14 protein-coding genes and 2 riboswitches are annotated in these 14,537 nt (G+C 68.9%); of the genes, 10 read left to right on the plus strand and 4 right to left on the minus strand.

The features are described from left to right. The 3 genes from ACP4J3_RS05380 to gcvT form a co-directional block, all read right to left on the minus strand. Nucleotides 1-569, minus strand: a 569-nt coding sequence (locus tag ACP4J3_RS05380; RefSeq protein WP_426531476.1) for an aminotransferase class I/II-fold pyridoxal phosphate-dependent enzyme, incomplete at its 3' end; no start/stop codon positions are given. A 24-nt stretch (nt 570-593) separates the two neighbouring features. Then, entirely contained in the window at nt 594-971 is a 378-nt protein-coding gene (gene gcvH, locus ACP4J3_RS05385; RefSeq protein ID WP_426530937.1) for a glycine cleavage system protein GcvH, read from the minus strand. A gap of 160 nt (nt 972-1,131) precedes the next feature. After that, the gene (gcvT, locus tag ACP4J3_RS05390) at nt 1,132-2,253 is read right to left on the minus strand and encodes a glycine cleavage system aminomethyltransferase GcvT (protein WP_426530939.1); all 1,122 of its coding nucleotides are present in this window, start codon (nt 2,251-2,253) and stop codon (nt 1,132-1,134) included. A 43-nt stretch (nt 2,254-2,296) separates the two neighbouring features. After that, a riboswitch (glycine riboswitch) is annotated at nt 2,297-2,412 on the minus strand. Further along, a riboswitch (glycine riboswitch) is annotated at nt 2,413-2,511 on the minus strand. A gap of 173 nt (nt 2,512-2,684) precedes the next feature. Between gcvT and ACP4J3_RS05395 the strand changes: the two genes are divergently transcribed. From ACP4J3_RS05395 to ACP4J3_RS05435, 9 genes are all read left to right on the plus strand, one after another. After that, entirely contained in the window at nt 2,685-3,359 is a 675-nt protein-coding gene (locus ACP4J3_RS05395; RefSeq protein WP_426530941.1) for an AAA family ATPase, read from the plus strand. Between the two features lie 149 nt (nt 3,360-3,508). Continuing rightward, a complete protein-coding gene (locus ACP4J3_RS05400; protein ID WP_426530943.1) occupies nt 3,509-4,276 on the plus strand; it encodes an enhanced serine sensitivity protein SseB in 768 nt (255 codons plus the stop codon). Nucleotides 4,277-4,372: 96 nt separating this feature from the next. After that, nucleotides 4,373-5,170, plus strand: coding sequence for an enhanced serine sensitivity protein SseB C-terminal domain-containing protein (locus ACP4J3_RS05405; protein ID WP_426530945.1), 798 nt, complete (start codon nt 4,373-4,375; stop codon nt 5,168-5,170). Nucleotides 5,171-5,532: 362 nt separating this feature from the next. Beyond that, a complete protein-coding gene (locus ACP4J3_RS05410; RefSeq protein WP_426530947.1) occupies nt 5,533-6,531 on the plus strand; it encodes an ABC transporter permease in 999 nt (332 codons plus the stop codon). Between the two features lie 71 nt (nt 6,532-6,602). Continuing rightward, nucleotides 6,603-8,354 carry an ABC transporter substrate-binding protein gene (locus ACP4J3_RS05415; protein WP_426530949.1) on the plus strand — a complete coding sequence of 584 codons (1,752 nt, stop codon included), beginning with the start codon at nt 6,603-6,605 and terminating at the stop codon, nt 8,352-8,354. 69 nt (nt 8,355-8,423) lie between these two features. Then, a complete protein-coding gene (locus tag ACP4J3_RS05420; RefSeq protein ID WP_426530951.1) occupies nt 8,424-9,431 on the plus strand; it encodes an ABC transporter permease in 1,008 nt (335 codons plus the stop codon). Then, nucleotides 9,428-10,522 carry an ABC transporter ATP-binding protein gene (locus ACP4J3_RS05425; protein ID WP_426530953.1) on the plus strand — a complete coding sequence of 365 codons (1,095 nt, stop codon included), beginning with the start codon at nt 9,428-9,430 and terminating at the stop codon, nt 10,520-10,522. The genes ACP4J3_RS05420 and ACP4J3_RS05425 overlap by 4 nt, the downstream gene beginning before the upstream one ends. Then, nucleotides 10,519-11,664, plus strand: a complete 1,146-nt coding sequence (locus ACP4J3_RS05430; protein WP_426530955.1) for an ABC transporter ATP-binding protein — start codon at nt 10,519-10,521, stop codon at nt 11,662-11,664. Before ACP4J3_RS05425 ends, ACP4J3_RS05430 begins: the two co-directional genes overlap by 4 nt. Before the next feature lie 64 nt (nt 11,665-11,728). After that, nucleotides 11,729-12,385 carry a trimeric intracellular cation channel family protein gene (locus ACP4J3_RS05435; protein WP_426530957.1) on the plus strand — a complete coding sequence of 219 codons (657 nt, stop codon included), beginning with the start codon at nt 11,729-11,731 and terminating at the stop codon, nt 12,383-12,385. Here the strand turns inward: ACP4J3_RS05435 and ACP4J3_RS05440 are convergent. Then, nucleotides 12,294-13,532: an alpha/beta hydrolase gene (locus ACP4J3_RS05440; RefSeq protein WP_426530959.1), complete on the minus strand. Its 1,239-nt coding sequence runs from the start codon at nt 13,530-13,532 to the stop codon at nt 12,294-12,296. The two genes, ACP4J3_RS05435 and ACP4J3_RS05440, sit on opposite strands and share 92 nt — an antisense overlap. A 134-nt stretch (nt 13,533-13,666) precedes the next feature. Here ACP4J3_RS05440 and ACP4J3_RS05445 point away from each other — a divergent pair, with 134 nt between their 5' ends. After that, complete coding sequence (locus tag ACP4J3_RS05445; protein WP_426530961.1) at nt 13,667-14,530, plus strand: thioesterase family protein; 864 nt, start codon at nt 13,667-13,669, stop codon at nt 14,528-14,530. The last annotated feature ends 7 nt before the right edge of the window (nt 14,531-14,537 follow it).

The raw sequence follows: 14,537 nt of genomic DNA on the forward strand, positions 1-14,537 counted from the left end.
CGGAAGGCGGCGAAGTCGAGCTGCCGCGGGTACGCCGACCACCCGGCGATGATCACCTTCGGCCGGTGCTCCTTGGCGAGGCGCTCGACCTCGGCCATGTCCACCAGACCGGAGTCGTCGACGTGGTACGGGACGACCTTGAACTGCTTGCCGGAGAAGTTCAGCCGCATCCCGTGGGTGAGGTGGCCGCCGTGCGCCAGGTCCAGGCCGAGGATGGTGTCGCCGGGCTGGGCGATGGCGAACAGGGCGGCCTGGTTGGCGGAGGCGCCCGAGTGCGGTTGCACATTCGCGTACTCCGCGCCGAACAGCTCCTTGGCCCGGTCGATGGCGATCTGCTCGGCGACGTCGACGTGCTCACAGCCGCCGTAGTAACGGCGGCCCGGGTAGCCCTCGGCGTACTTGTTGGTGGCGACCGAGCCCTGTGCCTCCATGACCGCGACCGGCGCGAAGTTCTCGGAGGCGATCATCTCCAGGGTCGACTGCTGACGCTCCAGCTCGGCGTCGAGCGCGGCGGCCACGGCCGGATCGAGCTCGTGCAGGGGTGTATTCAGAAGGGACTTGTCGGACATGTCAGTCATCGGGGGTGTGACTCCTCAGCCGGCGGTGTGGGCCACGTACTCGTCGGCGGAGAGCAGGTCGGCCGGCTCCTCCGTGACGCGCACCTTGAACAGCCAGCCACCCTCGAAGGGGGCGGAGTTCACCAGCGCCGGGTCGTTCACCACGTCCTCGTTGATCTCGGTGACCTCGCCGGTGACCGGGGAGTACAGGTCGGACACCGACTTCGTCGACTCCAGCTCGCCGCAGGTCTCACCCGCGGTCACGGTCGAGCCGACCTCGGGGAGCTGGGCGTAGACGACATCGCCGAGCGCGTTCGCCGCGAACTCCGTGATGCCGACCGTCGAGACGCCGTCCTCGGCGGCCGACAGCCACTCGTGCTCCTTGCTGTAGCGAAGCTGCTGGGGGTTGCTCATGGCCTGAATTCTCCTGTACGCGCGGGAGTGGTGGGAAAGGGGGACTGCTCGATATGCATCGATGCATGTGTGACCGGCACGTGTGTGATCGGCACGTGTCTGATCGGCGGGAATGTGCGCGGGGTCACGCACGCACCGCTGTCAGTCTCTTCTTCTGGCGCTACTTCTGCCGCTTGTAGAACGGCAGCGCCACGACCTCGTACGGCTCGTGGCTGCCGCGGATGTCCACACCGACGCCCGCCGTGCCCGGCGCCGAGTGCGCCGCGTCGACGTACGCCATGGCGATCGGCTTGCCCAGGGTGGGCGAGGGCGCCCCGGAGGTGACCTCGCCGATGACCTCGCCGCCGGCGACGACCGGGTACCCGGCGCGCGGGACGCGACGGCCCTCGGCGATCAGGCCGACCAGGACGCGCGGCGGGTTCCGGTCGGCGCGTTCGGCAGCCGCGGCCAGCGCCTCGCGCCCGACGAAGTCGCCCTCCTTGTCGAACTTCACCACCCGGCCGAGCCCGGCGTCGAAGGGGGTGAGGGAGGTCGACAGCTCGTGGCCGTACAGCGGCATGCCCGCTTCCAGCCGCAGCGTGTCCCGGCAGGACAGCCCGCAGGGGACCAGGCCGGCGCCCTCGCCCGCCTTGGTCAGCGCCTGCCACAGCTCCACGGCGTGCTCCGGCTTCACGAACAGCTCGAAGCCGTCCTCGCCGGTGTAGCCCGTGCGGGCGATGAGGGCGGGGACGCCGGCGACGGTGCCGGGCAGGCCGGCGTAGTACTTCAGGCCGTCGAGATCGGCGTCGGTGAGGGACTTCAGGATGCCGGCGGACTCGGGGCCCTGGACGGCGAGCAGCGCGTACGCGTCCCGGTCGTCACGCACCTCGGCGTCGAAGCCGGCGGCACGCTCCACCAGCGCGTCCAGCACCACCTGGGCGTTGGAGGCGTTGGCCACGACCAGGTACTCGGTCCCGGCCAGCCGGTAGACGATCAGGTCGTCCAGGATGCCGCCGTCGGCCTGGCAGATCATGGTGTAGCGGGCGCGGCCGACGCCGACGGAGGCGATGTTGCCGACCAGGGCGAAGTTCAGCAGGGCCGCGGCCTGCGGGCCGGTGACGGTGATCTCGCCCATGTGGGAGAGATCGAAGAGCCCGGCCCTGGTGCGCACGGCGTTGTGCTCGTCGCGCTCGGAGCCGTAGCGCAGGGGCATGTCCCAGCCGGCGAAGTCGGTCATCGTCGCGCCGAGCGAGCGATGCAGGGCATCGAGCGCGGTGTGACGGAGTTCTTCTGTACTGCTCATCGGTCGGTCGTCTCCCAGGGCTGAACGGGACGGGCGAGGTCATTCCTCCCCATCTGTCATCGGAACCTGAGAGGTTCGCCACGACCGCCACCGGGACGATCACGGCTTGCACCTTGGGTGGAGCCACTGCGTACACAGTGACCCGCTTTTCAGATGTGCCTCGCCCGCGCGGTAACGGGGCCTGAGAGATTCAAGGGAGGAACTTGCTCCTTCGGCGTCCCAGCACTGCGGTGCCGGGAACTCTCCCGCGCGGATTCAAACGGCCGGTATGCAGTTGGCGCGGACATCATTGCATGCCTGAGCCGCCCCGCGGCAGGGCATGTCTGTAACCGGCTTGTGGCAGGAAGCGAACGAAAAGACGAGAGATCCTCTATTACCTTCTCTTTACGTTCAGTGGGGATGGGGAGTCTCGACCCCCCCGGAGGAGGACGATGACGGTGAACCGCACCACGGCGTACGCCACGACCTCGGGCATCGCGCTGCCCAAGCAGTCCGCGGCACCCGGTGTCGAAGCACGCGCCCAGTGCCCCGCGCCCGTGGTCCGCGATCTGCGCGAGCGCTCCGGCCACAGCCCGCACGCGCTGCTCTTCGCCCCCGAGGACCTCGTCGTGATCACCGGCCTGCCCGGCAGCGGCAAGTCCACGCTGATGCGGCGGGCGGTGAAGGGCATCCGCATCGACTCCCAGGACACCCGGGACCGCTGGGACGCCCGTTTCTCCGGCCTCCTGCCCTACGCCATCTACCGTCCCCTGGTCCGCCTCGCGCACTACGCCGGGCTGCGCCGCGCGCTGCGCTCCGGCGAGGGCGTCGTCGTGCACGACTGCGGTACGCAGGCCTGGGTGCGCGGCTGGCTGGCCCGCGAGGCCCGCCGCCGCGGCGGCACGCTGCATCTGCTGCTGCTCGACGTGACCCCGGACACGGCCCTGGAGGGCCAGCGCGAGCGCGGCCGGGGAGTCTCGCGCTACGCCTTCCTGCGCCACCGCAGGGCCGCCGGCCACCTGCTGCGTTCGGTCGAGAAGGGCCGCCTGCCCCGGGGCTGCGACTCCGCGGTCCTGCTGGACCGGGAGGCGGCGAACGCCCTGCGCCGGATCGGCTTCACGGGCTGAGCGGCCGAGGTGCGGGTGACCGACCTGCGCGGTGCTGATGGAGCGCACTGCGATGCTGCGGTGCTGTGCGGCGACCGTAGTCCTGGACCGATCGGACACCGGATAGCCTTCTGAGCCACAGACGTGGTTCACAGCAGGCGGTCAGACAGATGGACTTTCCGGCACAGGCACACCTCCATCCGCACGGCGGTTGGCCCGGCAACGAACTGGAGGAAGTGCTCTCGGCCTCCCTCAGCTTCCCCGAGGGAGGCGGCCGGATCCTCGAGGTCCTGGGCCGCAGCTTCGTCTGGGTGCCCCTGCCGGGCGGCGGCGGCCCGCACAGCGGCCCGCTGGACCTGCCGACACTCGAGATCGAGGGCCAGGGGTACGTCCCGGTGTTCAGCTCCGAGGAACAGTTCCGCCAGGTCGTCGGCTCCCACATGTCGTACACCGTCGCCCCGGCCGTGGAGTTCGCCCGCGGCCTGCCCCCGCAGGTGGGCATCGCCCTGAACCCGGACGGTGTGGTCGGCGCCCCCCTGCCGCCTGCGGCGGTCGCCGAGCTGTGCCGGGTGGGCCGTACGCCACTGGACGGCCTCACCTCCGGCGGCCGCGTCAAGCTCTACCAGCCCGACTGGCAGGAGGAGCCGGTCGACTTCCTCGCGGCGGCGTCGGCCGAGTTCGCCGGGACCGGCGTGGTGGCGACGGCACGCCGCTGCCTCGCGGCGATCGAGACGGCCACCCCGGTGATGTTCATAGGCGTGGAACTCTCCCACTGGGAGGGCGATGTGCGAGCGGCCCCCATGGACGCCCTCGCCCGGGCCCTGGGGCGCGCCCCGGTCCAGTGGCCGGTCAACCTGGTCCTGCTGGATGTGGCCCAGGATCCGGTGATCGACTGGATGCGGCAGCACGTGCGCCCCTTCTACCAGCGGGACTTGTGACGTCCCACGACGTGCGGCCCGCAGACCACATCGGGTCCCGAGCTCTCAGCGCTTAAGCTTGTTGCGAAAACGGACTTCGCGAAGGGGCGGTTAAAGGTGAGCGCGAGCGGCACCACCTCGACCGGGCAGGTCGAGCACATGCTGCGCCAGGTGACGCCCGGGCGCTACGACGCCTACGAGGCCCTCCTGCGCGCTCTCGCCACCCCGAGCAACGGCCAGGTCTGGATGCTGCTGTGGCACGGCCAGTCCGGCTCCCCGGACGCCCAGTACGGAAACATGGAGGTCGACGGGTACGGCTACGCGCCGTGCGTCACCTCCGCCCAGGAACTGTCGGCCAGCGGCTGGAACCGCAGTTACGAAGTGGTCGACGGAGTCGACGTGGCCCGCACCCTCTACCCGGACCACTACGGCCTGTGGCTCAACCCGCACGCCCCGGGCGGCGGCGTCGGCATCCCCTGGCTCGATCTGCGCCGCATCGCCACCGGCCTGGACCGCCAGCCTGCCGGGCCGCTGCGGCTGTCGGAACCCGGCATCGAGATCCCGCAGTTCTACGCCCTGCTCGCACAGAACGCCCACCGCACCCCGGCCGTCCGCTCCTTGCGCCGCGCGTGGGTGCAGCCGGCGCTCGGCGCGCCGTATCTCGCGATCGGGCTCGACGTGTACGACACCAGTCCGCAAGCCGTGGACGCGGTGCGCTCGATGATGCTCCAGTCGATCGCCGCGGTCCCGGACGGGCTGCCGGTGTCGACCGTGGCGATGTCCGACGACGACGATCCGGTCGCCATGTGGATGCGGGCCGCCGCCCGTCCGTTCTACGACCGCGAGGCGCACGCGGCTCCCGCTCAGGCTCCGGTCGGCGACTACGGCTACCCACCGGCACAGGGCCGTTACTGATCATTCATGGGCTGATCTGTCGAACGGCCCCCAGCCCGCTTCTCTTAGGTGCAAACAGCCGTCAACTCTCGTTTCCCAGGCGAATCTTCGCGCGTAGATGCGATCGGAAGGTCCCGGTCCGCCCTCATACGCCCCAACTGGCGCGCGTCCGGCCGCCGTTACCTGCTGTTCGGATAACGGAACCTCCCAGCCAGCATCACGGTTGCGCATACTTTCCCTGCTAGCTCTGGCAACAGATCGCCAAAGCATTGAAGACTCCCCGCAAGACATGGACCGGTAGGTCCTGTGTGCGAGTTGGAGCAACCGCTACCGCGGCAGCCAGGGGGGCCGACAACCGTCGGCCGAGAGGGGTCAGACACACCGTGACGGCACCGATCGAGACCACCGGATCGCAGGCCGACGCCCAGCCGGAGGCCGTGCTGGAAGGGGTCGGATCCCGCAAGATCGAGGGCCGGTCACTCGGGCAGATCGCCTGGACCCGCTTCAAGCGGGACAGGGTCGCGGTGGCAGGCGGCATCATTGTCGCGCTGCTCATCCTCCTGGCGGTCCTGTCCCGGCCGCTTCAGGCGCTGTTGGGGCTCGACCCCAACGCCTTCCACCAGGACCTGATCGACCCCAACACCTCGCTGCCCAAGGGTGACTTCGGCGGGATGAGCTGGGATCACCCGCTGGGTGTCGAGCCGAAGTTCGGCCGGGACATCCTCGCGCGCATCCTGGAGGGCTCCTGGGTCTCGCTGGTCGTCGCCTTCGGTGCGACGCTGCTGTCCGTCACCATCGGCACCGTGCTGGGCCTGGTCGCCGGCTACTACGGCGGACGGGTCGACACCATCGTCAGCCGGCTCATGGACACCTTCCTCGCGTTCCCCCTGCTCCTCTTCGCCATCGCCATCTCCGCGACGCTCCAGGGCGGTGCCTTCGGCCTCGAAGGACTGCCCCTGCACATCTCCGTGCTGATCTTCGTCATCGGCTTCTTCAGTTGGCCGTACATGGGGCGCATCGTGCGCGGTCAGACTCTGGCCCTGCGCGAGCGGGAGTTCGTCGACGCCTCTCGGGGGATGGGGGCCGCCGGCCCGTACATCCTCTTCAAGGAACTGCTGCCCAACCTCGTCGCGCCGATCATCGTCTACTCGACGCTGCTCATCCCGACGAACATCATCTTCGAAGCCTCGCTGAGCTTCCTCGGTGTGGGTATCCAGCCGCCCCAGGCGTCCTGGGGAGGGATGCTCAACCAGGCCGTCGACTTCTTCGAGGTCGATCCGCAGTACATGATCGTTCCCGGCCTGGCGATCTTCCTCACGGTGCTGGCCTTCAACCTCCTCGGCGACGGCCTCCGGGACGCACTCGACCCCCGCAGCCGCTGACGTCCGCGGTCGCGGCACCCGCGACCCGACGTCCCACCAAGTGTCCACCTAAGAAGGGGAATCCGACCATCATGCGAAGGTCAGCATTGGCCGCAGTTGCGGTCGCCAGTAGCGCCGGCCTGCTTCTCGCGGGCTGCAGCAAGGCCGACGAAGGCAAAGACACGCCCAAGGGCGCCGGCGCGAACGCCGCGACCAAGGGAGTGGTGAACGAATCCACCCACAAGGGCGGCACGGTCACCTACGCGAGCTCCGACGCTCCCGAGTCCCTGGACCCGGGCAACATGTACTACGCCTACGGCTACAACTTCAGCCGCCTCTACGCGCGTCCTTTGATGACCTTCAAGCCCGGCCCCGGTGAGGCCGGCAACGAACTCGTCCCGGACCTCGCCGAGGGCGCGGGCACGCCCAGCGACGGCGGCAAGACCTGGACGTACAAGATCCGGCAGGGCGTCAAGTACGAGGACGGGACCGCGGTCACCTCCAAGGACGTCAAGTACGCCGTGGAGCGTTCGAACTTCGCCCGTGACGTGCTCTCCCTCGGCCCCAACTACTTCCAGAACCTGCTGGACAACCCGGACGACTACAAGGGCCCGTACAAGGACAAGAGAGAAAAGGGCATCTCGTCCATCGAGACCCCGGACGACCACACGATCGTCTTCCACCTGAACAAGGCGTTCTCCGAGTTCGACTACCTGGTCAGTGCCCCGCAGACGGCCCCCGTGCCGCGGGCCAAGGACACGGGTGTGGACTACACCAAGAAGGTCGTCTCCTCCGGCTCGTACAAGTTCGAAAAGTACGAGGAGGGCAAGCAGATCGTCCTGGTCCGCAACCCCGAGTGGGATGCCAAGACGGACCCGCTGCGCAAGCAGTACCCGGACAAGATCGTGGTGAACCTCAAGGTCAACAAGGCCACGATCGACAAGGACGTGATGTCCGGCGCCACCATGATCGACATCCAGGGAACCGGTGTCGACGCGCAGACCCAGGCGCAGATCCTCAACGACAAGGCCGAGATGGCCAACACGGACAACGCGCTGGGCGGTCGCCTCATCTACACGGCGATCAACACCAAGGTGGCCCCGTTCGACAACGTCGAGTGCCGTAAAGCCGTCGAGTACGCGATCGACAAGACCGCAGTGCAGACCGCGATGGGCGGCCCGCTGCGCGGTGACATCGCCACCACCGTCCTGCCCACCGACGTCACGGGCTACGAGAAGTCAGACCTGTACGCCACCAAGGACAGCAAGGGCGACGTGGCCAAGGCCAAGGAGCACCTGAAGGCCTGTGGCAAGGAGGGCGGCTTCAAGACCTCCATCTCGGCCCGCACCGACCGGCAGGGCGAGGTCGACGCGGCCACCGCGATCGTCGGCGCGCTGAAGAAGGTCGGCATCGACGCGGACATCAAGCAGTACCCGTCCGGCAAGTACTTCTCCGACTACGCGGGCGTGCCCAAGTTCAACCAGAAGAACAATATCGGCCTGATCATGATGCAGTGGGGCGCCGACTGGCCCACCGGCTACGGCTTCCTGCAGCAGATCGCGCACGGCAAGGCCATCAGCCAGTCCGGCAACACCAACCTGTCCGAGCTGGACAACCCCGAGATCAACAAGCTGCTGGACAACGCGATCGGCAACACCGACGAGGCCGCCCGCACCAAGGCGTACACCGAGGTCGACCAGAAGATGATGGAGCAGGCCGTCATCGTTCCGCTGACCTACTTCAAGGTCCTGCTGTACCGCTCGCCGCACGCCACCAACCTGGTGTCGTCGTCCGCCTGGAGCGGTCAGTACGACTACCTCAACGTCGGTACCGCCGAGAAGTAGCCCCGGAAGGCAGGTGAAGGCATTGGCGCCCGCGGGCTTCGTCAGCCGCGGGCGCCGGCGCCGGTCCTCGTGATCTCGTACATCATCCGCCGGACGATCGCGGCACTGGTCCTGCTGCTCGTCGTCACCGCGGTCACCTTCGGCATCTTCTTCATCCTGCCGAAGCTCGCCGGGCAGACCGCCGACCAACTGGCACAGCAGTACATCGGCAAGAACCCCACCCCCGAGGACATCGCGGCGGTCAAGCGCAACCTCGGCCTCGACCAGCCGGTCTACGTCCAGTACTGGGACTTCATCAAGGGGATCGTCTCCGGTGCCACCTATGACCTCGGCCCCAGCACGGTCCGCTGTGACGCCCCCTGCTTCGGCTACTCCTTCAAGGACCACATCGAGGTCTGGCCCCAGTTGACTCAACGGCTGCCGGTCACCCTCTCCCTGGCCGGGGGCGCCGCCGTGCTGTGGCTGGTCGGCGGTATCACGGCCGGCGTCATCTCCGCGCTCAAGCCGGGCTCCATCTTCGACCGGTCCGCCATGGGCGTGGCCCTGGCGGGCGTCTCCCTGCCCATGTTCTTCACCGGGCAGTTGGCGCTGCTGCTGTTCAGCTACAAGCTGGAGATCTTCGGCAGAACGTACGTCCCCTTCACGGAGAACCCTTCCCAGTGGGCCAACACCCTGTTCCTGCCGTGGTGTTCGCTGGCCCTGCTCTATTCGGCCATCTATGCCCGGCTGACCCGCTCCGGCATGCTGGAGACGATGAGCGAGGACTACATCCGAACCGCTCGGGCCAAGGGCCTGCGGGAGCGCAAGGTCGTCGTCCGACACGGTCTGCGGGCCGCGCTGACCCCGCTGGTGACGGTCTTCGGCATGGACATCGGCCTGCTGCTCGGCGGTGCCGTCATCACCGAGACGGTGTTCTCCCTGCACGGCATCGGTGAGTACGCGGTACAGGCGATCACCGCCAACGACCTGCCCCCGATCCTCGGGGTGACCCTGCTCGCGGCGTTCTTCGTCGTCTTCATGAACCTTGTGGTGGACCTGCTGTACGCCACGATCGACCCGCGCGTGAGGCTCTCGTGACCGACCTGACCAAGACCGGGGCCGCCATGGGCGAGCCCGTGCGTGCCGGCGAGCCGCCCCGGGCGTTCCTCGAAGTGCGCGACCTCAAGGTGCACTTCCCGACCGACGACGGCCTGGTCAAGTCCGTGGACGGGCTCTCCTTCCAACTGGACAAGGGCAGCACTCTCGGCATCGTGGGCGAGTCCGGGTCCGGCAAGTCCGTGACCTCGCTGGCCGTCATGGGCCTGCATCGCCTCGGCAACCGCGGCAAGAACGTGCGCATGTCGGGCGAGATCTGGCTCGACGGCAAGGAACTCGTCTCGGCCAGTCCCGACGAGGTGCGCCGGCTGCGCGGCCGTGAGATGGCGATGATCTTCCAGGACCCGCTGTCCGCGATGCACCCGTACTACACGGTCGGCAGCCAGATCGTGGAGGCGTACCGGGTCCACAACAAGGTCGACAAGAAGACCGCCCGCCGCCGTGCCGTCGAACTCCTCGACCGCGTCGGCATCCCCGAGCCGAACAAGCGCGTGGACATGTATCCGCACGAGTTCTCCGGGGGTATGCGGCAGCGCGCCATGATCGCCATGGCGTTGGTGAACAACCCCGAGCTGCTGATCGCGGACGAGCCGACCACCGCGCTCGACGTGACCGTGCAGGCGCAGATCCTCGACCTCATCCGGGACCTGCAGAAGGAGTTCGGCTCCGCGGTCATCATCATCACGCACGACCTCGGCGTGGTCGCCGAGATCGCCGACGACATCCTGGTGATGTACGGCGGCCGCTGCGTGGAGCGCGGACCCGTCGACAAGATCTTCTACGAGCCGTCGCATCCTTACACCTGGGGCCTGCTCGGCTCGATGCCGCGCATCGACCGCGAGCAGACCGACCGGCTCATCCCGGTCAAGGGGCAGCCGCCGAGCCTGATCAACGTCCCCTCGGGCTGCGCGTTCAACCCTCGCTGCCCGTACGCGGACGTCCCCAAGGGCGGGATCACCCGCACCGAGCGCCCCGAACTGCGCGAGGTCGCCAGCAGGCACTTCACCGCCTGCCACCTGTCGCAGGAGGACCGTACCCGGATCTGGACCGAAGAGATTGCGCCGAAGCTGTGAGCGAGACTGAGACCGGGGCCGCGGCCGTGAAAGCCGGGCCGGCCGACGACAAACCGCTGCTCAAGGTCGAGGGCCTGGTCAAGCACTTCCCCATCAAGAAGGGCCTGCTGCAGCGGCAGGTCGGGGCGGTCAAGGCCGTGGACGGCATCGACTTCGAGGTGCGCCGAGGGGAGACCCTCGGCGTCGTGGGCGAGTCCGGCTGCGGCAAGTCGACCATGGGCCGGCTCATCACCAGGCTGCTGGAGCCGTCCGACGGCAAGGTCGAGTTCGACGGCACGGACATCACGCACCTGGGCACGAGCGGTATGCGGCCGTTCCGTCGCGACGTCCAGATGATCTTCCAGGACCCGTACGGCTCCCTGAACCCCCGGCACACCATCGGCTCGATCGTCTCGGCGCCGTTCAAGCTGCAGGGCGTCGAGCCCGAGGGCGGGGTCAAGAAGGAGGTCCAGCGGCTGCTGGAGCTGGTGGGTCTGAACCCCGAACACTACAACCGCTACCCGCACGAGTTCTCCGGCGGCCAGCGCCAGCGCATCGGCATCGCGCGCGCCCTGGCCCTGAAGCCGAAGCTGGTCGTGGCCGACGAGCCGGTGTCCGCGCTTGACGTGTCGATCCAGGCGCAGGTCGTGAACCTGATGGACGACCTCCAGGAGGAGCTCGGCCTCACGTACGTGATCATCGCCCACGACCTGTCCGTCGTACGCCATGTCTCGGACCGCATCGCGGTGATGTACCTCGGCAAGATCGTCGAACTCGCCGACCGCGCCTCGCTGTACAAGGCGCCGATGCACCCGTACACCAAGGCCCTGATGTCGGCGGTGCCGATCCCGGACCCGAGGCGGCGGGCGGCGAAGAGCGAGCGCATCCTGCTGCGCGGCGACGTGCCCTCGCCGATCGCCCCGCCCAGCGGCTGCCGCTTCCACACCCGGTGCTGGAAGGCGACGGAGGTCTGCCGCACGACGGAGCCGCCGCTGACGGAGCTGCGTCCCGGCCAGCGGGTGGCGTGCCACCACCCGGAGAACTTCGAGGACCAGCAGCCGCAGGACACGGTGCTGCTGTCGGCGGCCAAGGAGGCGGCGGAGCTGGTGTCCGACGAGGCGCAGACGGAGTCCGCCTCTTCCGACGAGTCCACTGATAAGTAAACCCCGCTCGGTCCCCTGCCTTGGTTTGTAAGGCAGGGGCCCTGCGCTGGGTGAGAATGTACGGGTGCTCCAGCAACTGTTCAGCCCGTCCGTCCAGCACACGCTCGACCTGATCGGCATCTTCGTCTTCGCGATCTCCGGCGCCCTGCTGGCCGTCCGCAAGAACTTCGACATCTTCGGCATGGCCGTCCTTGCCGAGGTCACCGCCCTGGGCGGCGGGCTGTTCCGGGACGTGGTCATCGGCGCCGTACCGCCGGCCGCCTTCACGGACCTGGGCTACTTCCTCACCCCGCTGCTCGCCGCGGTCCTGGTCTTCTTCCTGCACCCGCACGTGGAGCGCATCCAGACCGGCGTGAACGTCTTCGACGCGGCGGGCCTCGGCCTGTTCTGCGTCGCCGGGACGACGAAGGCGTACGACTACGGACTCGGCCTCACGGCATCCGTCTGCCTCGGCATGGCGACCGCCGTGGGCGGCGGTGTGCTGCGCGACGTCCTGGCCAACGAGGTGCCGTCACTGCTGCGCTGGGACCGCGACCTGTACGCGGCCCCGGCGATCGTCGGCGCCACCATGGTCGCGCTGTGCATCCGCTACGACGCCCTGACCCCGCTCACCAGCGCCCTCGCGGCCGTCACGGCCTTTGCGCTGCGCCTGCTGGCGATACGTTTCCACTGGCGAGCTCCGCGTGCCTGGAACCGGCGGTCGACGGTGCGAGAGGAGTAGTACCCGGCGCCGTACGCACCCGGTGCTCGCTCCCCAGCACCTCGGTCAGCCAGCGGAACGCCGGCACGACCTGCGGCTTCCACAGCGCCATGGTGTGCCCGCCGGCGCTGGTCGGGATGAACACGACGCGCACGGTCGTGGGTGACTTCGCGACCCGCTTGAGGGCCATCGCCGCCTCGTACCCGTCGTTCGGCTGACCGGACAGGTACAGCGCGACGCGCGGCGCGACACGGGCGTCCTTCAGCAGCACGTACGGGTTGTTCGCGGCCCGCAGGGCAGGGGACTTTCCGGCGAGCGACTGGGGTACGGCGACGGGGTCGTTGTAGCCCGACAGGCTGACCGCGGCCCGGTAGCGGTCGGGGTGGGCGACCGCCAGCTTCGCCGCGCAGTGCGCGCCCGCCGAGTAGCCGGCGACCGCCCAGCCGTCCGGCGCCGCCTTGGCCCGGAAGTTGTCCATGACCATCTTCGGCACGTCGATGCTGAGCCAACTGTCGGCGTTGACCTTGCCCGGGATGTTCGCACAGCCGGTGTCCCGGCCGGGCAGCAGCGTGGTGCGCGGCGAGACGATGATGAACGGCTCGATCTGTCCCCGGCGCATCAGCGGCGCCAGTTGCTGGGGCGCGTCCATCGTGCCGTACCAGGCCTTCGACGAGCCCGGATAGCCCGGCAGCACCTCGACGACCGGGAACCTGTGGTTGCGGTAGGCGGGCTCGTGGTACTGCGGCGGCAGCCAGACGTTGACCTCGGCCTGCACCCCGGACACCCGGCCCTTGAGCTCGGTGGTGAGCACCCCGCCCTCCGCGCGCATGCCCGGGCCCTTGCCCGGCTTGAAGGCCTGCCGGACCCTGGGCAGCTTCTCCAGGGCGATCCCACCGGTGCCGCTCGCCCCGAGGTCGGCGGCCTGGTGCACATGGTCGCTGGTGCCGAGCAGGTCGCCCCAGTTGTCGTAGAGCTGGTTGGAGTTGTTGACCAGCGTGAAGACCAGCGCGACGGCCGTGCCCTGGGCGAACAGCACCATCAGCACCCGCGCGGCGGCCCGCACGACCCTGGGCCCGCGCACCCGTGACCAGAGGACGAGCGGCAGCGCCACGGCGACGACGCACAGCACGACGAGCGTGTAGAGGAACGGGCTCCCGGTGAGACTCATGTCCTGATAGAGGGGGAGACCGGGCTTCGGGTTTCGGACGAGCCGGACACTTACCGAAAAGTTGGCCGCGTCTCGAGGAGTCGGCCTGAACTGAAAAGCTACCGCTTAGTAGTTACCTGTTGTACGGTTCATCCATGCCAGAAGCAGCCTCCGCCCCGACGGCCCCGCGGGCCACGATCGGTGACAGCGAGTTCGACCGCGACACCGCGCTCACCCTGCGCGAACCCGGCGTCTACGACATCGACCTCTCCGCCGGCTGGACCATCATCAGCGCCGTCAATGGCGGCTATCTGCTGGCCGTCCTCGGCCGCGCCCTCGCGGACGCCCTGCCGCACCGCGACCCGTTCACGATCTCCGCGCACTACCTGACCGCGTCCCAGCCGGGCCCCGCGGTCGTCCGCACGGACGTCGTCCGCACCGGCCGCACCCTGTCGACCGGCCAGGCCTCGCTCTTGCAGTACGACGACCAGGGCAACGAGATCGAGCGCATCCGCGTCCTCGCCTCCTACGGCGACCTCGACACCCTCCCCGACGACGTCCGTACGGCGGCGAAGCCGCCCGCGATCCCACCGATGGAGCACTGCTTCGGCCCCGAAGACGGCCCGGCGCCGGTCGAAGGCAGCTCGGCGATCGCCGACCGCCTGATGCTCAAGCTCGACCCGTCGACCCTGGGCTGGGCGCTCGGGCAGCCCTCCGGCAAGGGGGAGATGCGGGCGTGGTTCGGTCTCGCGGACGGCCGTGACCCCGACCCGTTCTCACTGCTGCTCGCGGTGGATGCCCTGCCGCCCACCGCCTTCGAGATCGGCATATCCGGCTGGGTCCCGACCGTCGAACTGACCGTGCATGTGCGGTGCCGCCCGGCGCCGGGCCCGCTGCGGGTGTCGATCACCACGCGCAACCTCGCGGGCGGCTTCCTGGAGGAGGACGCGGAGGTCTGGGACAGCGCGGACCGGCTGGTGGCGCAGTCGAGGCAGTTGGCGCGGGTGCGGCTGGGGTGAGCCATGT

Source organism: Streptomyces sp. UG1 (assembly GCF_049974585.1).
Classification (GTDB): Bacteria; Actinomycetota; Actinomycetes; order Streptomycetales; family Streptomycetaceae; genus Streptomyces.